The organism is Rhodococcus coprophilus NBRC 100603 (genome assembly GCF_001895045.1).
GTDB lineage: Bacteria > Actinomycetota > Actinomycetes > Mycobacteriales > Mycobacteriaceae > Rhodococcus > Rhodococcus coprophilus.
Window position 1 is genome coordinate 430,678 of sequence record NZ_BDAM01000001.1, and the last position, 22,756, is coordinate 453,433.

Consider the following 22,756-nt stretch of genomic DNA (forward strand, 5'->3'; position numbering starts at 1 on the left):
GGGCCGCCGGACAGCGAACCGCTACAACAGAACGGTTCCCGCGTCCGCCGATCCCTGGCTCGCCACCTCGGAGTATGCGGCCGCCAGCAGGGTCGGATCCGGTCCTTCGAGACGACCGGGCTTCGCGAGGCCGTCGAGCACGACGAAGCGCAGCAGGCCCGCCCGGTTCTTCTTGTCGCTCTGCATGCCCTTCAGCAGATCCCCGAAGGCGTCCGGATCGTACGTGGTGGGCAGTCCGACCGATTCGAGGACCGCGCGATGGCGTTCCGCGGTGGCATCGTCGAGGCGACCCGCGAGACGGCCGAGTTCCGCGGCGAACACCAGACCCACCGAGACGGCTGCACCGTGACGCCAGCGGTAACGCTCGCGTCGTTCGATGGCGTGGCCGAGAGTGTGGCCGTAGTTGAGGATTTCGCGCAGATTCGATTCCTTCAGGTCGGCGGCGACAACCTTCGCCTTGACCTCCACGGAACGACGGATCAGTTCCGGAAGTACCGCTCCCTGCGGATCGAGTGCGGCCGCGGGGTCCTCTTCGATGAGGTCGAGAATGACCGGGTCCGCGATGAATCCTGTCTTGATGACTTCTGCGAGACCGGCGATGATCTCGTTGCGCGGCACCGTCTCGAGCGTCGCGAGATCGACGAACACCCCGGACGGCTCGTGGAACGCACCGACGAGGTTCTTGCCCGCCTCGGTGTTGATGCCGGTCTTGCCGCCGACCGCCGCGTCCACCATCGCCAGCAACGTCGTCGGAACGTGGTAGACCCGCACTCCCCGCATCCACGTCGCCGCGACGAAGCCCGCGAGATCCGTGGCGGCGCCGCCACCGAGACTCACCACCGCGTCGGAGCGCGTGAGACCGATCTTGCCGAGCACTTCCCAGCAGAATCCCGCGACCGCAAGCTCCTTGCCGTCCTCGGCATCGGGGATCTCGATACGGTGTGCGTCGATCCCGGTGTCGGCGAGCGCTTCCCGGACCGCCTCGGCGGTCGCCGTGAGTGTGGGCTGGTGGAAGATGGCGACGGTACGGGTGCCGGACAGTGCCTCCACGAGGTCGCCCAGCAGCCCGCGTCCGATGACGACGGGATAGGGATCGGCGGTGTTGACATCGATGCGTACCGGTTCGGTCACGGTGTGATGCTCCGATTCTCTGGAGTGGTCTCGGCGGGAGCGGCGTCTTGCACCGCACCGAGTTTGGTGAGGACCTGCTGGACGACACGGCCGGGGCTGCGACCGTCGGTCCGCACCCTGATGGTCGCCGACTGCCGGTAGAGGGGGCGGCGGCGGCGCATCAGGTCGCGGTATTTCTGGGCGGGATCTCCCCCGTTGAGCAAGGGCCGCGAACTGTTGTTTCCGGTGCGCCGCAGTCCCTCGGCGACACTGAGTTCGAGGTACACGACGGTGTGCCCGTCGAGTCGTTGCCGGGTCCGTTCCGACAGGATCGCGCCACCTCCGAGCGAGACGATCCCGTCGTGCTGCGCGAGTGCCTCGGCGACCACGCGCTCCTCTATCTCGCGGAACGCCGGTTCGCCGTCCTGCGCGAAGATCTCCGGAATGGTGCGCCCGGTGGTGCGTTCGATCTCCGCGTCGGTATCGAGCAACGACAGTTCGAGCGCCTGGGCGACTCGCCGGCCGATGGTCGACTTGCCGGCCCCCGGCGGACCGATGAGTACTGCGCGCGGCGCCATGCCTCTACCGCGGCGGGCGCGCCGCAATACCTTTCAGGTAGTTGTCGATGTTGCTCACCGTTTCGGGAAGCGAGTCACCACCGAACTTCTCGAGAGCGGCCTGCGCCACGACGAGCGCGACCATGGCTTCGGCGACGACACCCGCGGCGGGCACAGCACACACGTCGGAGCGCTGATGGATGGCGACGGCTTCGTCGCCGGTGGTCATGTCCACGGTCGACAGGGCACGCGGGACGGTCGAGATCGGCTTCATCGCGGCACGCACCCGCAGGGTTTCGCCGTTGGTCATGCCGCCTTCGATACCGCCTGCACGGTTGGTGGAGCGGAGCACACCGTCGGGGCCGGGTCGCATCTCGTCGTGAGCGGCACTGCCGCGTCGCCGCGCGGTCTCGAAGCCGTCGCCGACCTCGACACCCTTGATGGCCTGGATTCCCATGAGCGCCGCGGCAAGTCGCGAATCGAGGCGTTCGGCGCCGCTGACGAACGAACCCAGCCCGACGGGCAGGCCGTGGACGACGACCTCGACGATGCCGCCGAGAGTGTCGCCGTCGCGCTTGGCTGCCTCGATCTCGGCGATCATCGATTCTTCGGCGGCCTTACCGAACGCACGTACGGGGCTCGCGTCGATCGCGGCGAGGTCGTCGGCTCCGGGCTCCGGACCGACGTACGGGTCCGACGCGCCGATGGAGATCACGTGGGAGACGACCTCGGCGCCGAACGCCTGCCGGAGGAAGTTGCGGGCCACTGTTCCGGCCGCGACGCGCGCCGCGGTCTCTCGTGCACTCGCTCGTTCGAGCACCGGCCGGGCGTCGTCGAACCCGTACTTGAGCATTCCCGAGAAGTCGGCGTGTCCGGGCCGGGGACGGGTGAGCGGAGCGTTGCGGGCCTGGCCGTCGAGCAACTCCGGCGCGACCGGATCGGCGGACATGATGGTTTCCCACTTGGGCCACTCGGTGTTGCCGATTTCGATGGCGATCGGGCCGCCGAGCGTGCGCCCGTGCCGGACGCCGCCGATGATGGTGACCTTGTCGGCCTCGAACTTCATGCGGGCGCCGCGGCCGTAACCGAGCCGTCGGCGCGCGAGCTGGTCTGCGATGTCGTCCGATGTCACCTCGACAGCGGCAATCATCCCCTCGAGCATCGCGACGAGGGCGGGACCATGGGATTCTCCAGCAGTTATCCAACGCAGCACACCGTTATCCTTCCACGCGCGCCGCCCGCGCGGTGACGCCACCCCTGGTCAAGACTCCAGGCACAATCCGAGCATCGCGGCGGCGCACATCGACGGTCCGTGCGGTACCCCGGGCGGCGCGGGGTCCGGGCGGGGAACCCGGCGGTGCACGACGCCGAGAACCGCGGCGGCCAGCACGGTCAGGACGGACGGGAGCAACGCCGCGACCAGCCACGCCCGGGCGCCCGCGACCGCGGCGGCGCCCCCGAGCGCAACGGCGAGTTTCACGTCACCGGCGCCGAGTGACCGCGGGGACACCAGGTGCACGACGAGCATCGGGGCCGTCATCAGCGCGGCCCCCGCCAACGCCGCACTGCCGTGGCCGGTGATCGACGCGACCGACAGCACGGCGACTCCACCACCGAGAGTGAGAACGTTCGGCAATCGCCGCACCAGGATGTCGACGGTGGCCAGGCCGACGCTCCACCAACCCAGGACTGCGAAGGCGAGGACCGCGAGCGGTGTGCCGGCCGACGTCGCGACCGCGCCGATCACCGCGCACGCGATCTCGCACATCCCCGCCGCGGGAACTCTGCCCGCCGATCGAGCCGCCGACGCGTATACCGCCGACCCTGCCGCGGCACCCGCGACCACGCCCCCCACGATCGTCATCACGGGCACGAGCGTGCCCCGGCGTGCCACGCACCGGAAGCCACCCGGCGTCACAACCGGCTTTCCGGGGAGAAACACGAGTCCTGTGGACAAACCCGAATCCGGTGCAGAAGCGGCGGACTCTGGGAGCATCGGCGGAGAGGTCTCCCCGGTCACCGGAAGGAACGCTGGACATGGAGCTTTCGTCGATCCTCGAGCATGTCGGTTCTGCGGTCGACGTCGTGGGTGTCGCGGCCATCGTGCTGGGCGCCGCGCTCGCAACCTGGACTGCGGTGGCGGCGTGGGTGCGTTCGCCGGGGACGGCGGTATACGAACAGTACCGGCGCAGTCTGGGTCGCTCGATCCTGCTCGGTCTGGAATTTCTGGTGGCGGCGGACATCATCAAAACCGTGGCGGTCACCCCCACGTTCACTTCCGTCGGGGTGCTCGCGTTGATCGTGCTGATCCGAACCTTCCTGAGCTGGTCGCTGCAACTCGAGATCGACGGTCGCTGGCCCTGGCAGCGCAACCGACCGTCGGATTCCACCGGCTGACGTCGCTTGCGCAGCCTGATGTCACTACCTCAGCCTGATGTCGCTTGCGTACCGGGTCATCGCGGCTCGGCCGCGCCGGACCAGGACCCGGCCGCCGTCACCCACAGCATCTCGTAGGCCGACCACTCGATCTGCCGACCGTCGACGTAGGCACTGATCCTCCGATCCGTGGTGTTGACGATCACGCGGGCGCGGTCGGACTCGAGAGCGAGCAACCCGTCCGCCACGTCCACCTTCCGCCGCACGACAGTCGGTGGAAACCAGCGGGCGAAGCGCTGGAGTACATCGAGAAAGGGCAGAGGCCGGCCACCGCCGGTCGCCCAGGTGTCCGTCCACAGACACTCGGCACACTCCGCTCCGTCCGGGCGCGGGTTCCAGTACAACACCGTGTCCGCGCCACTACTCGCGAGCTCGATCATCGCGGCGACGCGCAGCGCAACCTGACGCTCCGACGACCATCCCGGCCCGGCCGGCTCGACATACCACTCGGTCCACCAAATGGGAACATCGACCTGCGCTCGGAGCCAAGTGGTGACTGCCGCGAACTTCTGCACGGCGGTGAACTCGTCCGGGGCGCCCTGTGCGGTGGTCGCGTGCGCGTCGACGGCGACGAAGTCGACGCCCTTCCTGCCCAGATTCCAATAGACGAAAGCGTCGATGTATCGCTGGTCCACGGCCCCCCAAGGGCCCTGCAGCAGCGGAGAGCTGTCGGGGGAGCCCAGCGGTTTACTCGCGAACTCCACGTAGGGCCCACCGACGAGGTTCGCGGGGTTCACTGCCTTCACCGCGTCGTAGACAAGGTTGTAGAGATCGGTGTAGCTACGCGCGTCCCATCGTCCCAGTTCGTCGTCGAAGAACCCTTTGAACTCGTTCCAGACGACGAAATGGCGGACGTAGGGATAGCGCTCGGCCACTGTGGCACTCAGCGCAGCGAAATCGGCGAAGTGTTCGGGGCGCGGCGCAACTTCCAAGCGGTCCCAATCGGTCTCTCCGGGCTCGCCGCCCTTCATCCAGTCCGGGGCGCAGCACAGGACGATCACCGGAATGCCGCCGCTGCGGCGAATGAAGTCCATTCGCCGGTCCAGGCTGCGAAAATCGTATCGGCCGGGTGAGGGCTCCGGGTTGTCCGCTCCCCAGCCCATGATGGCCTGAGCCTGCACCATGGGTACCGACTCGATCGCCCCGCCGGCCGTTGCGACCGCCGGGGGGTCACCGTCGTCGGCGCTGAACTGTGTGTGCGTGAATCCCCAGCCGGGCCATCGGGTGTCGCCGGACCCGGCGGAAGGCTGAAGAGTGGGCGTCCACAGGCACATGGTCACAACCAGCGCGGTCACAGCCACCGCGGTGGGTAACCCGACGGTGACCCACCGTGGATTCTTCATTCAGGCGGCCTTCCCTATTCGAATGCGGGGCGTCGCGGCCCCGTATGCCCGGTGTCACGCATGCTTTGTTCCGTGTTCGGAGTTCGACAACGGATTCTGGGGAATACGCGCTCGGAGCACCAGGAAAAGCGCCGTGTCGACAGCGATGAGAACGAGAAACACAGCCATGACCGCAACGACAAGAATCATTGCGGCACCTATCACCATTTCCACCATGTCGAGCTACTGCCCTTCTCGTCGTCGGCTTCGAGCGCCCGCTACCAGGGCACACACACCAGCTCGCTGTAGAGGTCGTCGATCTGCCCGGGTTCCAGGCTCGTACTGCGGTACATCTTGGGCCAGTTGTTCAGCTTGAACGACAGGCGTGGCCGGTGCTCGATGATCCGCAACTCCACCAGGGTTGCCACGAGCCCCCGACGAACCAACAGATGACGGGTCAGCGGCATCAGGGCACGATGGAACAGCTCGGGATTGCCGACATGCAGGACGATGGCGAACACCGGCACACCTTTGTATCGAAACTCCCGGTACATGACGTAGCAGGAGTCCCGGCCGCGGGTCAGCACGAGGTGATGCGCTGCGAGCGCTTGTGCGTGGTCGTGGTAGAGCTCGAGATCCGTTCCGGTGAGCGTCCTTTCGATCACGTCCGGGTCGGCGCTGATCCTCGTTCGGCCGGGCAGGGTCGGCCACGGCAGGTTGGGAACGAGCGCCGCAGCCGTATCGAGGAAGCGGAACTTGCGCCAGGCGAGGATCTCCCGCGGGCCTTCGCCGGGCGACAGGGCCGTGAAGTGGTAGTCGTCCTGCGACAACACCGCCTCGAGCAGCGAAAGGCTCCGGGATCGGTAGTCGGGCAGCACGCACCACGATCCCATGTTGCAGAACCGCTCGACCCGCCCCGCGACCAGTCGCTCGGAGTACAAGGCCAACATTGTGCCGACGACGCGCTGCCCGTCCCGGAGCATGAAACCGTGATTGGGCGCCTCCACCTTCCACGGCACCGCGGAGCACGAGAGGGCCCAGGGAACTCTGTCATTGTGGTTGGCGTGCAAGAACTCCGCCACCGCACCCACGTCGGCATCGGTGATCGGAGCCAACTCCACGCTCTTCGGAGTGCTCATGACTCCAACTCGAGTCCGGCCGGAACTACTGTGTCACAGAGAAGGTCGCGCGCTTTCCGCCACCACGCCTGCCCGGAGGGCGGCAGACTGCCGATCGGGTCGTAGAACGGGTAGACCCGGCTCAGCGCGTCGGGATCCGTTCCGTCCAAGCCGGTGCGGTAGTTCTTGCTCCAGTGTGAGATACCGCGGATCCGGTCGTAATAGACCACCTGATCGACCCACCGTTTGCCGACGTAGGGAACATCGCACACGATTCTCGGAGTCGCGAACCCGGGCAGGTAGCCCATGATCTCCAACTGCAGCTGCTGAGCTTCCCACAGCGAGGTCCGCCAGTGCTCGGCGTGCGGGATCATGTCGCACATGTAGAAGTAGTACGGCAGGATGTTCGCCTCGCCCTGCAACGCGAAGCACAGGTCGAGCAGGTCCGTTGCGGTGGCATTCACCCCGCGCATCAGCACCCCCTGGTTTCGCACATCCCGCAGCCCTCCGTCGAGCAGTGCCCGCGTCGCCTCCGCGACCAGTGGAGTCACCGACTGCGCATGGTTGATGTGGGTGTGCAACGCCAGATTGACGCCGCGGGACGCGGCGAGTTGCGCCACGCGCGCAACTCCGTCGACCACCTTTGGCTGCAGCCAGTGCTGCGGCAGCGCGGCAAGCGCTTTCGATGCCAATCGGATATCGCGGATGGTGTCGATCGCGAGTAACTGCAGCACAAAGGATTCCAGCCGCGGCCACGGAACATTGGCGACGTCGCCGCCGGACACCACGACATCCCGCACCGTCGGCGTGGCTCGCAGGTAGTCCAGCATCCGGTCCTGCCGATCGGCCGGGTGGAGGGTCAGCTTGGCCTTGCCGATCGTCGGTGTCGAGTTTCCGACCAGATCCATCCGTGTGCAGTGTCCGCAGTATTGCGGACAGGTCGACAACAGTTCGGCGAGCACCTTGGTCGGGTATCGATGAGTCAACCCCTCGACCACCCACATGTCGCTCTCGTGCAACGAATCTCGCTCGGCGTAGGGGTGTGAGCTCCATTCCGAATCGCGATCGCTGAGCACCGGCAGCATGTAACGCCGAATCGGATCGGCATAGAAGGCCTCGGTGAGCCCGCGACGCCCCTGCCCCCAGTGAGGAGCCATGGTGTTCAGCATCTGCGGCGGCAGCAACATCGACATCGTTGCGCGCTGCTGCTGGTCGGCGTGCAGGTCGTCATAGAAGCGCTCGTCGAGGAGGTCCCCCACGACCGCGCGCAGTTGCCCGATGTTCTTGACGGAGTGCGACCGCTGCCACTGCGGATCCCGCCACTCGGCCTCGGTGACCGTTGCCCAGCCCGGGTAACGTCGCCAATCGGGTTCGGACAGCTCTTTGCGCACATACGTGTACGGCTGATCGGCGACGGCGGCGAAGCCCGTCTGCTGGGACTCGATGTAGGTGGTCATCGTGACAGAACCTTTCGCGAAACGGCCGCCGGTTCGACGCCGTGGATCAATTCGGTCGCGACTCGTCGGCCCGACCTGATCGCTCCCTCCATCAGCCCGAAGAACTCCAGGCTGGTTTCGGTGCCGGCCCAGTGGACGCGGCCGTGCGGTTCGGTCAGTGTCGGTCCCAGCCGCAGCCAGTCCCCCGGGCCGAACAACGCGGCATAGCATCCCCTGCTGTACTTCTCGGCAAGCCAATCGGTCACGGTGCATTGCGTCGGCGGCGGCAATTGCGGGAAGAGCCGGCGGGTATGTGCCAGCGCCGCGTCCATCTGCTCTGCCGTCGACAGCTCGGAGAAGGTCGCCGCCGCCGCACCGGTGACGAATCCGGTGAGCACGCCTGCAGATTCATCCGGTGGTGAATCGTCGACCGTGGACAGCAACGGCCCGTCCGTACTCAACGACCATCCGGACAAGCCACTCTCACGCCACACCGGAGCCGGATAGCCCAGGTGTACTTTGACCGCGCAGCCACGGCCGGTGGCCGTCGTCGCTCGCGGCGTCCGCAGAGCAGGCCGGAACTCGATCTGTTGCGCCAACAACGGTGGAACGGCGACGACGACCCGGTCGGCTCGGTACTCGGACGGTGCGCCCTCGGCGTCCGGAACGCAGTGCACCACGACCCCGTTGTCGTCCTGATCGATCGCAGCGACCGGACGACCCAACCGCACGCGCTCACCGAGCCGGTCGGCGAGCGCCAGGCACAACAGGTGTGCGCCGCCGTCGATCCGCCACTGCTGAGCCCCGCCCTCGAACGCGTTGAGGTAGCGGACCCCTCCGCCGGATCGCAGGTAGAAGGCCATGTGGAGAACGGAGATCGCTGCGGGATCGGCCGCCATCATCTCGCTCAGAAACAGCGGGAAGAATGTTCGGGCGTCCTGATGCCCGACCTCGTCGGCCAGCCAGCGCGCGGCAGACAGCCGGTCGAGACGTTCTGCCTGCGGGCTCTGCCACGGCGCGTCGGGCCGGATCGACGCGGCGAGGTCCTCGAGCCGATCGAACAGATCACCGAGCGCGACCGCGTCCAGCGGGGGCACCCGACTCGCAGTCGTCTTCCGCTGATCCGCCACCAAGAACGTGCTGTCCCCGGTCATCGCTGTGGAGGCCAGGTCCAGTCCGTACTCCTGCACCTGCGCGAGGAGCTCGGTGTGCCGGACGCCCAAGTAGGCAGCACCCCCGTCGGCGACCACGCTCACGGACACCGGAATACCGTGTATCCGGCCGCCCACCCGATCGCGCGCCTCCAGGACCGTGACCTCCGCACCCGCCGCCACGAGGTCGACAGCGGCGGTCAGCCCGGCCAGACCGGCACCGACGACGACAACGCGCATGTTTCCCCCGTTCATGGTGCTACTGCAGCAACTTTGGCGAACAGCCCTGCCGGCGAGGGATTGTCGAGGAAGTCCTCGTACAGCAACTCCGTCCCGAAGTCTCGGGCGATCGCACTGAGCACCCGGGTCGCGAGCAGCGAATCGCCGCCGAGCTCGAAGAAGTCGGAATGCTCGTCCACCGCATCTGTATCGAGGACCCTGCGGAAGATCTGGACAATGTGGTCGGGGCTCATCGGACTACTCCCTTGTTGTCGTGGTGCGCTGCGGCACGCTGTGTTGCCGCCCGATCAACCTTTCCGCTGGATGTGCATGCCAGCGCGGCGACGAATCTCACCCGAGTGGGCACGAATTGATTGGGGAGGCGCTCACGTAGGTAACGCTTCAGCTCGGCCGGAGTCGTCTCCCCTGCCGGAACTACGTACGCCGTCAGCGATGTACGCCCGAGTAGCCGTTCACCGACCACGACGGCACCCGCGACCGCGGGGTGACTCGTCAACTGTACCTCGACTTCTGCCGGATGTACGCGCACACCAAGAACTTTCACTTGTTCATCGACGCGGCCGCGTGCATACAGCAGCCCGCGTTCCCCGCGGGTGACCAGATCTCCGGTACGGAACCACCGGGCCGGGCCGGATCCGTGATCGGCGACCGGGAAGCCGGTTGCGGTGAGCTCCGGTAGTCCGAGGTAGCCGGTGGCGAGGGCTTCCCCCGAGACCAGCAGCTCGCCCTCGTCGGTGACGTGATCGCGCACATGGGGCAACGGGCGTCCGAGTGGCGCCTCGGCGTCGTTCACCGCGACTTCCGGTTCTGTGCCGGGGCCGCTCAGCTGCACCGCGTGGGTCACCATCGTCGTTTCGGTGCATCCGTAGGTGTTGAGCAACCGGACATGCCCGACGTCCAGATCACGCCACTGCCGCAATCGGTTGGGATCGATCCGCTCGCCGCCGATCACCACCAGCCGGACGCCGGCCGGCAGCCCCACCTGCTCCTCGTGCAGGAAGAGTACAAGTTCGTGCCAGAACGCCGTCGGCAGGTCGAGCACGGTGATCTCCCGTTCCGCCAGCATGCGCAGAAAGGGCGGGAAGGCCCCGGAATGGGCCGTGTCGTCGAACACCAGAGTCGCACCGGAGGTCAATGCGGGCAGGATCTCTTCCAAGCAGGTGTCCCAGCCGAGTGAGGCGAATTGGAGCACACGGTCCTCGGGGGTGAGCGCGAAGAGGTCGCGCAGCGCCCGCACCGTGACGGCGAGGGCCTGCCGCGAGACCACCACCGGCTTCGGTGCCCCCGTCGATCCCGAGGTGCACAGCACATACGCGGGATCGTCCCGGTGCCATGAAGGCTGCGGCAGTTCGGCATCCGCGGCGACCCGGTCGTCGGGCATGTAGGCCCGCAGGGTCGTGGGCGCGTGTGGGTCTCGGTCGGCCACGAACAGTCGATCCACGCCGAGTGCGGCGGCGAGCGCCTGCTTGCGGGCTACCGGAAGTGCGGCGTCGATCGGGCAGTAAGTGGCACGGGCGTGGAGTATTCCGAGCAGCTGATCTATCACCGCGGGTGTGTGCGAAACCAGCACGCCGACCTGACCCGATGGCGGGTCGGCGCCGAATCCGAGTGCCCGGTAACGCAATGCGGTAGTTCGCACCCGCTCCGCAAGATCTCGATAGGTGATGACCGACCCGTTGTGCACGATGGCAGCGCCCTGGGGCCGATCTCCGACCGCGGTGACGAAGTCCGCCACCACGTCGCCGGCGATATCGGTGCCGGCAGAGCCGGTACCGGTACGGGGAAAGATGGTGTGAGACATGGTTTCCTAGTGGTCTAGTAGGTACGGTCCCGCTTCGAGGTGGTCCGTGCAGCTCCTCATGACGTCAGCAATACGAAACGCTCGAGGACGACGAGGACGAAGCCGATGAGAAGCGGTACGGCGGCGAACGTGAGTGCGCGGAGCCGTTTTTGCTCGTGGGGCCCGAGGCGAATTCGCCACGCCTCACGCACGCCCAGAATGCCCAACAGCATGACCAGAAAAGCCACACCGACCGGGGTCCACGGTGTACGCCACACCTGCAATCCGGTGGGTGGTGGAACGAATGGTTCGGCTTCGTCCCCCGGGGGCCGGTCGAGGGCGTAGATCGACGCGTCAGGGTTTTCGACGACCACCCGAACCCCCGGGGTGTCGGCGAGCGCGTGACGGAATTGCTCGCCCCAGCCGATGGGGTAACCCTGGCCGAACGTCACGAATGCCTCCTGACTTCGTGTAGTGATCAGGTAGCCCCCGGGCCCTTGATCCCTCAGGGACTGCACCACCCCGGTCAGGTCGGCCGGATCGATCGGCGCCATCGTGTTCGTCCAATGGACTCGCTCCACGTCGCGATAGCCGAGCGGCATGAAGGGGGTGGAGCCGAGCTCGGGCACAGCGGTGACGTAAAGGAACTTCACCCTGCCGGACGTTTGCTCGTAGACCGTCCCCACCGCACTGACCGCCCCTTCCGGGATACGTTCGAATGCCTCGTTGCCGTAGCGGGTGACGAAAAAGGAGAACATCATGACCAGCGCGCATACGCCCGCGATGCATCGCGCAAGGAGCGGTGGGCGAGATGCCGGCCGGGGGAACAAGGCCAATGCGGCAAGCGCACTCGCGGGCGCGAGCGCAAACAAGTATATGCGCAAGGCCATTTCGCCGCCGTAGCTCTGCATCAGAGCCAGACTGGCCGGGGCCACGAGCAACACGAGGAGCACGCGGTCCTCGATGCCGCGTCGCCGCCGGCGGAGCAGCCCCACGCCGGCGATCAGGAAGACCAGCAGGGCCGCAACCACCCGGGCGCGCACGACCCATAGATGTTCGGCGGCGCCGAGGCTGGCTCGGTCCGCGATGTTCGAGGACACGGTCCCGCCGACATTCCCGACCCCGCTCATCACCTCGCCGAGGTTGCCTCCCCAATATTCGTGGGTCATATAGCTGATCCACGCCAGCACGATCACCACGAGGAGCACAGGGAGACCGGTGAGAGCACACCGACGCGCGACGACCAGCCCGGCGACGCTCACGATCATGGCGAAGGGGGTCAGCTGGTGGCTGACGGTGGCCGTGGCGAACAGGCCCACCACAACCGCAAGCACAACGATCCGTTCCGACGACGCTGCCTTTCTGGGCGGTAGCTCACCCCGTGAAGGGTTGCCCCCGAACCACCGCCACAGTCTGACTGGTCGGCGCAACGACCTCGGCAGTTCCTCCGACGTTCCGTGGGGTGTGCGGAACCACATGACGAGTAAGCCCACGAAAAGCAGGTAGAGCAGCAGAGTCCAGCCTTGAGGAGCGAAATAGTCCTGCCCGATCCAGTTCAGGAGACAGAAGAACAACGCCGCCAGCCACTTTGCCTGCCAAGACATCCGGAGGGTGCTCAGCAGCAGCCCGAGCGCAACCAGGTAGAGCAGGTTGTGCACCACCGGTGTCACGAAAAGGACAGTGTGCAGCGCCGCCAGCTCACCCGAACCGAGCACGAACGCGGCGAGCCCGAAGAAGCCTGGCCAGGACCATCGGGCGTCGAGGCCCGGCGCCGTGGTCCCGGTGCGATCGACGAACTCGACGAAGCCGGCGTGGACCCAGCTGATCGCGAAGCGCGGCTCGGACTCGAGGAGCATCGTGATGCCGTGCAGCATCATCACGAGTAGCACCAGCTGAGCACAGAGCAGCCAGACGCAGGGCCGCCGCAGGGAAAGCGTCCCGATGTAGCCGACGGTCAGTAGTCCCAGCCCGAGCAACGTCGGCACCGGCAGTACCGAGATCAGCCCGAGACCGGTCAGGGCGTCGAGATCGACACTCCGCAATCTGACGAAGTACAACCCGACCGCTGCGACGGTCAGAACGCAGAGAAACGCCACGCGGACGCCCCGGCTGCCGACCAGTCGCGACCATGCCGGCCTCGCTCCGTCCTCGGTGGGCCGAGGACGGTGAGTTTCCCGGCCGGACCGGCGCGTTTCGTCGATCAGGGACATGTCGATCAGGGACATACAGTCTCCCCGCCGGCGGCGATCGGCGGAGTGTATCGCCGGCGCCACCCGAGAAGCTGTCCGAGCTCTGGGAGCACCGCCAGCATTGCGATGAGCTGACCGAGCAGAACCGCCGCGCCCACCGCGGTCAGCCTCGGGTCACCGAAGTGCAGGAAGAACTGGTGGTAATGCTGCAGGGCGACAACCAATCCCAACACGGTCACTGCCCGAAGGGATTGCACCGCGATGATCCGCCTGCGCTTGGTGCGCGCCCGCAGTGTGCCGAGGTAGATGTCCACGACTGCGCTGGGCAGGCTGGCGAGGGCGAGTAATTGGAGTAACGGCACCGCATCGAGGTATCCGGTACCGAGCAGCCCGAGGGCGTACGGCGCCGCGAGACCGATCCCGACAACACCGATCATCAGCAGCCCCAGAGCCCGGGTCAGCGCGGAGCGGCAATAGTCGGCCAGGCTCGACGGGTCGCACACACCCTCCACCGCCATGGACGCGGCCATGTTGACAGCCACGAGATTCATCATGGTGGCGACGGACCAGACCAGAAAGAAGTACGCGTAGGTGTGCGGCTCGACCTTTACTGCGACCAGAATCGGGACGAGAAACATGATTCCGTACAGCAACAGCGAACCGAGATAGTCCGCCGCGAAGAAGCGGCCCACCTGCGAAACCGTCAACTCGGTCTCGACCGTCGACCTGCGTACTTGTTGCGGCAGGAGTTTGCCGAAGATCAGCAGATTGACCGGGAACATGACGATGATCATGGGAATGATCCAGGAGAAGAACACTCCGGACCGGGGCATCGATTCGGCCATCACCACCAGAAGGACCAGCTTGGCAACGGCGAACGCCGCATTCCAGACAGGCACCCAGACCGCCGCCCGTAGTCCTGTCAACACGCTGTCCTGCACGGTGATCACACTCGCGGCCACCGCAGCGGCGATGAACCACACTCGCGTGTCCGGCTCGCGGAGGATGTCGTACGCGGGGCCTCCCAACGTGTGGAGTGCGAACAGTAATGCCACGGCGAGGACGGCGACCACGGCGGACGTGATGAGGTAGACGAGGGCGACGACGGTGAACGTTCGCTTTCCGGCCTCGGGGATGAAGCGGTTCAGCGTGCCGGCGAAGTTGACCGACACCAGTCCGGTCAACAGCATCAACGCCGAAATTGCGGCCGATCCCCGGCCCACGTCCGAGTCGTCGTAGTGGTGCGCCGCAAGGATCCAGTACGCCAGACCCAGGGCGCCCGAGATGCCGGTATTGAGGACGAGGGCGTAGGCGTTTCGCAGGAAGGGCGGACCGCCCCGGCGATTTCCTGCCCCGCCCTGGGCAACCCCGGGACCGGCCGTAGGAAGGTCGTCGGTAACTCGGGTCGCGACCGCACGCTCATACATGCCCCAAAACCCGCTTTCCGGCCCGTCGGGAGCGCCGCACAGCTGCCCAGCTCGCTGTCAGCAGGCGGTCCCGGCGGAAGATCTGCTTGTCGCCACCGGTCATGATCGAGGCGAAGGTGCTCGAGTCGGTACTGCGGCGGATGGTGAGCCGCGGGAGCATGAAGATGTCGTCGGACGAGCTCGCTCGGATGTTCCTCACGGCCGCGGCGCAGCGATAGCCCGCCGCCCGGGCCGCGTGCCGTACCCGCGGGGTGGAATAACCGAAGGGATAGGCGAGGGTTCGCACCGGGGCGCCGATGCAGTCTTCGAGCAGTGTCCGGCCGAGGCGGAGTTCCTCGCGCAGCGGGGCGTCTGCGAGCTGGTCGAGCTCTGGATGGCTGTGGCTGTGGGCCCCGATCTCGATTCCCGCCGCCGCGAGCTCCCGGACCTGCGCCCAGGTCAACATCCGGTCCAGTGGCGCACCGGCGGCATGCGAACCGGCGTCGGCGATCCAGCCGCTCGTGACGAAAACCGTCGCCGGAAAACCGTAGCTCCGGAGAATCGGCCAGGCGCATTCCGCGAAGTCCGCGTAACCGTCGTCGAAGGTGAGAACCACCGGACGCTCGGGAAGCGTATCCCCGGTCTCGAAGGCACCGGCGAGGTCCGAGAAGGACATTCCGGTGAAGCCGTGACGCACCAGGAAGGCAAGCTGCTCGTCCAGTGCGCGTGGAGCGACGGAGAGTCGTCGTGTTGCGGCTGAGGGGTTTTCACCCACCGCGTGGTACATGAGGATCGGAACCGACTCGGTCATCTCGCCTCCGCCGTCACGGGCCGCCGGCGGAGTGGCGCGCCGCCGCGCGCGTATCCGGCCGCAGCAGCGAGCAGGCCGACAGAGATGGCACATGAGCGCTCGATCCCGGTCCGGTCTCCGCGCAGCGCGTCACCGAACCCCCGCGCCACACCGCGGGTGAGGGTACGCGTGGTGTAACTCCGTTCGACAGAGAGCCCGTCCGCAACACCCACGCTGCGCGTCACTGCTGCCTTCGACAACCCTTCGGCAAAACACCGAGAGCGGAAGTACGAGAACGTCTCCCGCGCGGCCGGAACGCGGTGCCAGATCACCGCCCTCGGTTCGAAAACGAACGTCCAGTCGGGCCGGTGCTGGTTGACCCGGACACAGAATTCCGTCTCCTCGCAACCCAGGGGGCGGCTCTGCGCCGAGGTCCGGCCGATGTGACTCGGGAACCCGCCCGCCACCGAAAAGACCTCCCGACGGAAGGAAGCGTTGCCGCCCAAAAGGTTCCGGACCGGGCCGGGCTCCCGTCCGGTGAACGTACAACCCAGGACCCAGTCGAACTCCTTCGGAAACCACCGGGGCCGGGAGGATTCCCAGAGCGGTAGGGTCGTGCCGCCTACACCGACGATGTTGTCGTCCGTGTACGCGTCGTGAAAGTGCCGAAGCCAGTCGGGGTGGGCGACAGCGTCGTCGTCCAAGAAGGCCACCACGTCACTGGAGGTCACTTCGACGCCTGTGTCCTTACCGCCGGACAGCCCGCGTTGCTTCCGGTTCTCGACGACCGTCACGTCGTGTAGAGCACTGCGTAGCCGGTCGTGGAGATCAGGATTGTGGTCGACAACGACTACGATCTCCTGCGCCGTCAGCGTCTGGCTCCGAACCGACGCAACGGCGGCGAGAACGTCGTCCCACCGATCGAATGTGTAGGCGCAGATCACCACACCCATCGTCAGGGTGCGGCGGGGGGTTACCGCTGTCATGCAGCACCTGCCTTCCTTGTGGAGTGGGAGGGCGATTCCGGAAGATCGCCGTCATCCGCCGAGGGACGACGGCTAACATGCGTTTCGGCACTCGACGTTTCGGCACCCGGCCTGCCGATCGGCACCAGCCACAGGAAAGCTGCGGCAAGCCCCACAGCGACGATGCCTCCATGCGGTGACCACACATCGGCCGCCAACATCGACTGCGCGACCAGGGCATTGACGACTGCGGCGCCGGCAGCCCCCACAATCAAGGCGAGAGCAGCGTTGACGGCCGGCAACAATCGGGCGATCGCAACCAGAGGTGCCACAACGAGGAAGGACACCACCCACAGTCGACCCGAGAGCCCCGAAGTGTGAGGCGCGTTCAGCGCGATCGCGATCCCACCGAGCGCCGTCACTGCCGCCGCAAGCAGGCGGTAGCGAATCCGCGGGCACGGTCGTGGTGGGCACAGTGCCCTGACGAATCCGTCGGTCGCATCACGAAGCACTACGGACTTCCTCTCCGGCGGAACGCGCGCCGATCGGCCTGCCCGCCGACGAAATCGGCGCAAGCCCTGGAACGGTACGCAGCCACTGCACGGTGCGCTGGATCCCCTCGGCAACATCGACCGCGGGCGACCACCCGAGATCCTGTTTCGCCCTTCTGGTGTCCAAGGCGATTGCCTGTAGTTCACCGGTTCGGGCGTCGGCATACAGGGGCGGTGCCGACTCCGGTTGCAGCGAGGCAATCAGCCGGTGCACTTCCGCGACTGTGGTCTGTCGCCCGGTTCCGATGTTGTAGGTACCCGTCACGGAAGCGGGTGCATGGGCAGCCTGCACGAAGGCCTCGACGACATCGTCGACGTAGACGTAGTCGCGGGCGGCGGTCCCGTCCCCGTACACGGTCACGGGACGACCGCTGATGAGCGCGCTGCCGAAAACTGCTATCACTCCGGCTTCCCCATGTGGGTTCTGACGCGGGCCGTAGACGTTGGCCAGCGCCAGGCAGATCGGTTCCAGTCCATACATTCCGGCATATGCGCCCAGGTAGAGCTCACCGGCGAGCTTCGCCACGGCATAGGGCGACAGCGGAGCGAGAGGTGAGCCTTCCTCCACCGGCAGGCGTGCCGGCGTGCCGTAACGAGAGCCGCCCGAAGCGGCGTAGACGACCCTGCGGACGCCCGCCCGCCGACTCGCTTCACAGAGATTGATCGTGCCCAGCACGTTGCTGCGCGCATCGAACTGCGGATCGGTGACCGAAGCCCGTAGATCCACCTGCGCGGCCAGGTGGAAGATGACATCCGGGTTGATGCCCGAAACGACGTCGACGAGCTCAGGATTCTGAATATCGAGCTTTACCAACGTGAATCGGCCTGCGCTCGCATCCTCGCCGCGGAGAGCCCGGTCGAGGTTGGTCGCATCGCCCGAACTGAGATTGTCGATCCCGACCACGTGATGCCCCTCGGCGAGAAGACGATCGACCAAGGTGGATCCGATGAACCCGGCAGCGCCTGTAACGAGTGTCCGCATTCTTTCGACCTCCTATCCGGTGCCGGGCACGTGCCGGCGGGGCCGCAGATTCCGGGGCACGGGCAGCGAAGTCGCGACGAACCCGTTCATCGGGCGGCCGGACGAGCCTGGACGAGTTGCGCGTCGCTGCCGCGGGACAGAGCTTGTGCGAGGTAGCCGGAGAGTCCGGAGTCGTGTCCGCGCAAGACGGTGCGCAGTACCCTGACCCCGTCACGGATGGCATGGAGGTTCGATTTTCCCGACCGCCTAGGCATTTCCAGACTCGGAACCTCCGCGATCCGCAGACCGCCCTGCATTGCGTGCACCACCATTTCTGCCTCGATTTCGAAACCCGGTGCGGAAAGGGACAACAGGTCGAGGTAGCGACGGTGAAACGCGCAGAACCCGTAGCACAGGTCGGTCAGCTCCGCATCGTAGAGCGTGTTGAACACCCGCAACAGAAAACGGTTGCCGAGTCGACGGATAGGGGTTATGTCCAGCGACCCGCCACCCACGATGAACCTCGAGCCCTTGACGAAGTCGTAGCCGTTGGTAAGAAAGTGCAGGTAATGCCGAATCTCCTGGGGTGCCATGCTGCCGTCGGCGTCCATCATGACGATGATGTCGCCGGTAGCGGCCAGGAACCCGGTCCTGAGGGCACTGCCCTTGCCGGTACCTTCCTGGGGAATAACCTTGATGTCGGGCCGATAGTGACTGGCCGTGATGAGGGTTGCGTCGGTCGAGTTGCCGTCGACCAGGATGATCTCGTCGACCTCGTCGGCGATCTGCTCCAGCACCCAGGCGATGTTCCGCGCCTCGTTCCTGACCGGGATGATCAAGCTGACCGTGGATGTCGCCTCCGGCACGGTGCGGCTTCGCTTGAGGCGCAGGTTACCGATGCCCTGGTCTACGATTCGTGCTGCCTTCCCGACCTGGACCTGGACGGCTGCGTTCGCCGATCGCGCCGGTGAATCTTCGTCTGCAAATCCGTTCTGCTGGCGTACATCTGTCATGTCGGACTCCGATCTGCGTTCGATTCGCGGCAACGTACTGAGGTTTCTCACCGGGAACTTGGGTCTGGTGCGAGGGGCGGTTCGGGGAGATCGGCATCGCGCGACGGAAACTTGGACCCTGCGGTAGCTGGTCCTGCGGCATCGTCATGCACCACCCCGTTTGAGAAACCCACTCTTAACCAATCACATATGCGAGATTAAGGGATATAAACATTCTTACAGTCTGTTTTTAGATAATTCTAGGTGGCGCTCCCTGTTTCTCGGGTCCAAGGGTCCCGTGACTGCCCGACGTGATGCCCGCGGCGGTGAGCGCGGCCGCTGCCCCGCACGATGGTCCGCTCGCCGGTCGCGGAGCCACTCGGTCGCAGAGCCGCTCGGTCGCGGCTACCGACCGTTGACGAGTTCGTCGCGGACGCGCAGAAGGTACGCCCGCTCGACGGCATTGTCGGTGCGCGCCGCGGCCATGGCGTACGCAGCCGCGGCGTCGCGCGGCCGGCCGAGCCGGCGCAGCAGAGCCGCGCGGGCTGCGTGGAACACCCGGTAGCGGTCCAATTCCAGCTCGTCGACGAGTCGCAGAGCCGCCTCCGGCCCCTCGACCTCGGCCACCGCAATCGCCCGATGCAGCGCCACGACGGGCGTCGGTTGTAGCGCGAACAGCTGATCGTAGAGTTGCACGATCTGCGACCAGTCGGTGTCAGCGGCGGTTGCCGCGTCGGAGTGCACCGCCGCGATCGCCGCCTGGACCTGGTACGGCCCAGGACGGTTCGCGTGAAGGCATCGTCTAACGAGATCCTGCGCCTCGTCGACGAGGGCGCGATCCCAGTCGGCGCGCACCTGATCGGCGAGGAGCACCAGCCGGCCGTCCCCGGTGGTTCGGGCGGGACGACGCGACTCGCCGAACAGCATCAGGGCGAGCAGGCCGACGGTTTCGAGGTCACCGGGCAGGAGTTCTGCCAGCAGCCGGGTGAGCCGGACGGCCTCGACGCCCAGGTCCGGGTTGCCGAGGTCCGGTCCGTCGCTGGCGGTGTGCCCCTCGGTGTAGATGAGGTACAGCACCGCATGGACCGCGTCGAGCCGGTCGGGCAGCTCGGTGTCGTTCGGGATCCGGAACGGGATACGCGCGTCGCGGATCTTGGACTTCGACCTTGAAATACGTTGCGCCATAGTTGTTTCCGGAACCAGAAAGGCATGCGCAATCTGCGGGGTGGTGAGGCCTCCGAGCATGCGCAAGGTCAGGGCCACCCGCGACGCCGGTGCGAGCGCGGGATGGCAGCACGTGAACATCAGGCGGAGTCGGTCGTCGAGCATGTCCGTCGATTCCTCCACCGAAGCCTCGTCCTCCACCGAAGCCTCGGAAACGGGGTGCACCCGGGCAGCTTCGGCAAACTTCCGGCCCCGTGCTGCTTCACGGCGCGCGTGGTCTATCGCCCGACGCCGCGCGGTGGTGATGATCCACCCCGCCGGACTCGGCGGGATCCCCTCCCCCGGCCAGCGGTTCACCGCGACGGTGAACGCCTCCTGCACCGCGTCTTCGGCGAGGTCGAGATCGCCGAAGACGCGGGTGAGGACGGATACCGCACGTCCGTACTCGTCGCGGAAGATCCGCTCGATCTGTGTCGAAGTGACCGTCATCGGACTCAGCCGGACGACACCCACTGCAGAGGACGCACCTCGACCGGCAGGGTGGTAGCCTCCGCGAGCTTGTGACCCCACACCAGCGCGGCGTCGAGATCCGGCGCTTCGATGACGTTGAAGCCACCGAGATGTTCCTTGCCTTCGATGTAGGGCCCGTCGGTCGTCACGACGCCCCGGCTCCCGTTACGGACGACGGTCGAGGTGCTCGGCGCGTGCAGGCCTCCCGAAAAGACCCACGCCCCGGCCTCGCGCAGTTCGCCTTCGAGGGCCCGCACCCGTCGCATGATCGGTTCGAGTTCCTCGGGCGGCGGCGGATCACCGTCGGGTTGATAGATGCTGAGCAGGTACTGGACCATTGCCGAATTCCTTCTCTGCGGTGGCCGGCTGTTCCGGCCGCTCATCTACTACACGAACGATAGGCGGCAGATTCGACATCCACCGGCACGAAGGGGACAACCGGGCGCGAAGGCGCGGCACTCCGCCTACCGTGAGGTCATGGAGTGGTCGAAGGCCCTCGGCATACCGGCTGCGGCGCTGGCCGCGGTGGCGTCCTACGACATGCTTCAGCGGAAGCACTCGCTGTTGCGGAACTTTCCTGTCGTCGGACACGGACGGCATCTGCTCGAGGCAGTCGGGCCCGAGTTGCGGCAGTACATCATCACCCGCAACGACGAGGAGCGCCCGTTCACCCGCGACCAGCGCCGATGGGTGTATGCGTCGTCGAAGCAGGAGAACAACACGTTCGGATTCGGCACCGACAACGATGTCGAGTACACCGACGGGTACACGATTATCAAGCACCGCACGTTCTCGCAGCTTCCCGCGTCGGGTGCCCCGCACAGCGGGGAGGGGCTCGAGGTTCCGTCGGCGAAGATCCTCGGCGGACCGTTGGGACGGGCGAAAGCCTTCCGCCCGCCTTCGTTCGCCAACATCTCGGGGATGAGCTTCGGTTCCCTGTCCTCCGCCGCGGTCACCGCACTCAACCAGGGCGCTGCCGCCGCGGGATGCATGCACAACACCGGTGAAGGTGGCCTGTCGCGGTACCACCGCAACGGTGCCGAACTGATCTTCCAGATCGGCACCGCCTACTTCGGGTGCCGCGACGAGGAGGGCCGGTTCGACCTGGACCGGCTTGTCGCCCTCACCGAGTCGGCGCCGGTCAGAGCGCTCGAGATCAAACTCAGCCAGGGCGCCAAACCCGGTCTGGGCGGCCTGCTGCCCGCCGCCAAAGTCACTCCCGAGATCGCCGAGATCCGTGGTGTGGCGATGGGCCGGGATGTCGTGAGTCCGTCCCGGCACACGGCGTTCCACGACGTCGACAGCATGCTCGACTTCGTCGAGCTCGTCGCCTCGGAGACCGGCCTTCCGGTGGGAATCAAAGCGGCTGTGGGAGATCCGACGTTCTGGCAGTCACTGGTGGGTTCGATGCGCAGCGGCGAACGAGGTGTGGACTTCGTGACCGTCGACGGCGGCGAAGGCGGTACGGGGGCTGCGCCGCTCGTGTTCACGGACGCGGTCTCGTTGCCCTTCCGCAGCGGGTTCGCGCGGGTCTACGGGCAGTTCGCCGAAGCGGATCTCGCCGAACGCGTCACGTTCGTCGGGTCCGGCAAACTCGGCCTGCCCGACAATGCCGTCGCCGCATTCGCCCTCGGCTGCGACATGCTCAACGTCGCGCGCGAACCGATGTTCGCGCTGGGCTGCATCCAAGCGCAGAAGTGTCACACCGACACCTGCCCGACCGGGGTGGCCACCCACAACCGCTGGCTGGAGCGAGGACTCGACGTTCCGTCCAAGGCCGCACGAGTCGAGGGCTATCTGCGGGCACTGCGGCGGGACGTGTTCAAGGTGGCGGAAGCGTGCGGCGTCGCACATCCCGGCCTGATCGGCGCCGACGACGTCGAAGTCGCCGACGGCAACCGGCGGTCGGTGACCCTCGCCGAACTCTACGGCTACCGCGAGGGGTGGGGGATGCCGAGCCTCGCCGACCGCGAGGAGATCATCCGGATCATGACGGCCCGGGCACCCGGGCCGGAAGACGGAGAGGGGTCCCCGGGAGCCACGACCGCACCCCCGCGCCCGTGACCGCACCGATCGTC

22 protein-coding genes are annotated in these 22,756 nt (G+C 66.5%); 2 read left to right on the plus strand and 20 right to left on the minus strand.

All coding sequences use genetic code 11. The annotated features are described in order from the left end of the window. Positions 1-21: 21 nt before the first annotated feature. The 4 genes from aroB to RDCOP1_RS01945 are packed head-to-tail and all read right to left on the minus strand — an operon-like array spanning position 22 to position 3,531. On the minus strand, positions 22-1,131 hold the full coding sequence (aroB, locus tag RDCOP1_RS01930; RefSeq protein WP_072698378.1) for a 3-dehydroquinate synthase: 1,110 nt from the start codon (positions 1,129-1,131) through the stop codon (positions 22-24). Next, positions 1,128-1,688 (minus strand): shikimate kinase, encoded by a 561-nt coding sequence (locus tag RDCOP1_RS01935; RefSeq protein ID WP_072698379.1) that lies wholly within the window; start codon positions 1,686-1,688, stop codon positions 1,128-1,130. Before RDCOP1_RS01935 ends, aroB begins: the two co-directional genes overlap by 4 nt. A 4-nt stretch (positions 1,689-1,692) precedes the next feature. Continuing rightward, the gene (gene aroC / locus RDCOP1_RS01940) at positions 1,693-2,880 is read right to left on the minus strand and encodes a chorismate synthase (protein ID WP_072698380.1); all 1,188 of its coding nucleotides are present in this window, start codon (positions 2,878-2,880) and stop codon (positions 1,693-1,695) included. A gap of 48 nt (positions 2,881-2,928) precedes the next feature. Then, entirely contained in the window at positions 2,929-3,531 is a 603-nt protein-coding gene (locus RDCOP1_RS01945) for a prepilin peptidase (protein WP_072698833.1), read from the minus strand. A 173-nt stretch (positions 3,532-3,704) separates the two neighbouring features. Here RDCOP1_RS01945 and RDCOP1_RS01950 point away from each other — a divergent pair, with 173 nt between their 5' ends. Next, positions 3,705-4,064 carry a DUF1622 domain-containing protein gene (locus RDCOP1_RS01950; protein WP_072698381.1) on the plus strand — a complete coding sequence of 120 codons (360 nt, stop codon included), beginning with the start codon at positions 3,705-3,707 and terminating at the stop codon, positions 4,062-4,064. Between the two features lie 56 nt (positions 4,065-4,120). On the opposite strand, the gene RDCOP1_RS01955 is transcribed toward RDCOP1_RS01950, so the two are convergent. From RDCOP1_RS01955 to RDCOP1_RS02025, 16 genes are all read right to left on the minus strand, one after another. After that, entirely contained in the window at positions 4,121-5,446 is a 1,326-nt protein-coding gene (locus RDCOP1_RS01955; protein WP_072698382.1) for a glycoside hydrolase family protein, read from the minus strand. A gap of 54 nt (positions 5,447-5,500) precedes the next feature. Continuing rightward, positions 5,501-5,635: a hypothetical protein gene (locus tag RDCOP1_RS21665; protein ID WP_255311406.1), complete on the minus strand. Its 135-nt coding sequence runs from the start codon at positions 5,633-5,635 to the stop codon at positions 5,501-5,503. A gap of 68 nt (positions 5,636-5,703) precedes the next feature. Further along, complete coding sequence (locus RDCOP1_RS01960) at positions 5,704-6,564, minus strand: hypothetical protein (protein WP_072698383.1); 861 nt, start codon at positions 6,562-6,564, stop codon at positions 5,704-5,706. Then, positions 6,561-8,000: a KamA family radical SAM protein gene (locus RDCOP1_RS01965; RefSeq protein ID WP_072698384.1), complete on the minus strand. Its 1,440-nt coding sequence runs from the start codon at positions 7,998-8,000 to the stop codon at positions 6,561-6,563. The genes RDCOP1_RS01960 and RDCOP1_RS01965 overlap by 4 nt, the downstream gene beginning before the upstream one ends. Beyond that, positions 7,997-9,385, minus strand: a complete 1,389-nt coding sequence (locus tag RDCOP1_RS01970; protein ID WP_231922948.1) for a flavin monoamine oxidase family protein — start codon at positions 9,383-9,385, stop codon at positions 7,997-7,999. Before RDCOP1_RS01970 ends, RDCOP1_RS01965 begins: the two co-directional genes overlap by 4 nt. Further along, positions 9,382-9,603 carry an acyl carrier protein gene (locus RDCOP1_RS01975; protein WP_072698385.1) on the minus strand — a complete coding sequence of 74 codons (222 nt, stop codon included), beginning with the start codon at positions 9,601-9,603 and terminating at the stop codon, positions 9,382-9,384. The genes RDCOP1_RS01970 and RDCOP1_RS01975 overlap by 4 nt, the downstream gene beginning before the upstream one ends. Then, on the minus strand, positions 9,600-11,171 hold the full coding sequence (locus RDCOP1_RS01980; protein ID WP_072698386.1) for an AMP-binding protein: 1,572 nt from the start codon (positions 11,169-11,171) through the stop codon (positions 9,600-9,602). The genes RDCOP1_RS01975 and RDCOP1_RS01980 overlap by 4 nt, the downstream gene beginning before the upstream one ends. Before the next feature lie 56 nt (positions 11,172-11,227). Continuing rightward, positions 11,228-13,375, minus strand: coding sequence for a hypothetical protein (locus RDCOP1_RS01985; RefSeq protein WP_231922949.1), 2,148 nt, complete (start codon positions 13,373-13,375; stop codon positions 11,228-11,230). Beyond that, entirely contained in the window at positions 13,366-14,766 is a 1,401-nt protein-coding gene (locus RDCOP1_RS01990; protein WP_072698387.1) for a lipopolysaccharide biosynthesis protein, read from the minus strand. The genes RDCOP1_RS01985 and RDCOP1_RS01990 overlap by 10 nt, the downstream gene beginning before the upstream one ends. Beyond that, entirely contained in the window at positions 14,759-15,556 is a 798-nt protein-coding gene (locus RDCOP1_RS01995) for a polysaccharide deacetylase family protein (RefSeq protein WP_072698388.1), read from the minus strand. The genes RDCOP1_RS01990 and RDCOP1_RS01995 overlap by 8 nt, the downstream gene beginning before the upstream one ends. Further along, complete coding sequence (locus tag RDCOP1_RS02000) at positions 15,553-16,521, minus strand: glycosyltransferase family 2 protein (protein ID WP_072698389.1); 969 nt, start codon at positions 16,519-16,521, stop codon at positions 15,553-15,555. Before RDCOP1_RS02000 ends, RDCOP1_RS01995 begins: the two co-directional genes overlap by 4 nt. Next, on the minus strand, positions 16,518-17,012 hold the full coding sequence (locus tag RDCOP1_RS02005) for a hypothetical protein (protein WP_143152174.1): 495 nt from the start codon (positions 17,010-17,012) through the stop codon (positions 16,518-16,520). The genes RDCOP1_RS02000 and RDCOP1_RS02005 overlap by 4 nt, the downstream gene beginning before the upstream one ends. Next, positions 17,002-18,033: an NAD-dependent epimerase/dehydratase family protein gene (locus RDCOP1_RS02010; protein ID WP_072698391.1), complete on the minus strand. Its 1,032-nt coding sequence runs from the start codon at positions 18,031-18,033 to the stop codon at positions 17,002-17,004. Before RDCOP1_RS02010 ends, RDCOP1_RS02005 begins: the two co-directional genes overlap by 11 nt. Before the next feature lie 86 nt (positions 18,034-18,119). Then, complete coding sequence (locus tag RDCOP1_RS02015) at positions 18,120-19,025, minus strand: glycosyltransferase family 2 protein (RefSeq protein WP_084722296.1); 906 nt, start codon at positions 19,023-19,025, stop codon at positions 18,120-18,122. A 384-nt stretch (positions 19,026-19,409) separates the two neighbouring features. After that, positions 19,410-20,657, minus strand: a complete 1,248-nt coding sequence (locus RDCOP1_RS02020; protein ID WP_072698837.1) for an RNA polymerase sigma factor — start codon at positions 20,655-20,657, stop codon at positions 19,410-19,412. A gap of 5 nt (positions 20,658-20,662) precedes the next feature. Next, positions 20,663-21,016: a YciI family protein gene (locus tag RDCOP1_RS02025; protein ID WP_072698392.1), complete on the minus strand. Its 354-nt coding sequence runs from the start codon at positions 21,014-21,016 to the stop codon at positions 20,663-20,665. A 139-nt stretch (positions 21,017-21,155) separates the two neighbouring features. On the opposite strand from RDCOP1_RS02025, the gene RDCOP1_RS02030 reads away from it, so the two are divergent. Next, positions 21,156-22,742 carry an FMN-binding glutamate synthase family protein gene (locus tag RDCOP1_RS02030; RefSeq protein WP_072698393.1) on the plus strand — a complete coding sequence of 529 codons (1,587 nt, stop codon included), beginning with the start codon at positions 21,156-21,158 and terminating at the stop codon, positions 22,740-22,742. The last annotated feature ends 14 nt before the right edge of the window (positions 22,743-22,756 follow it).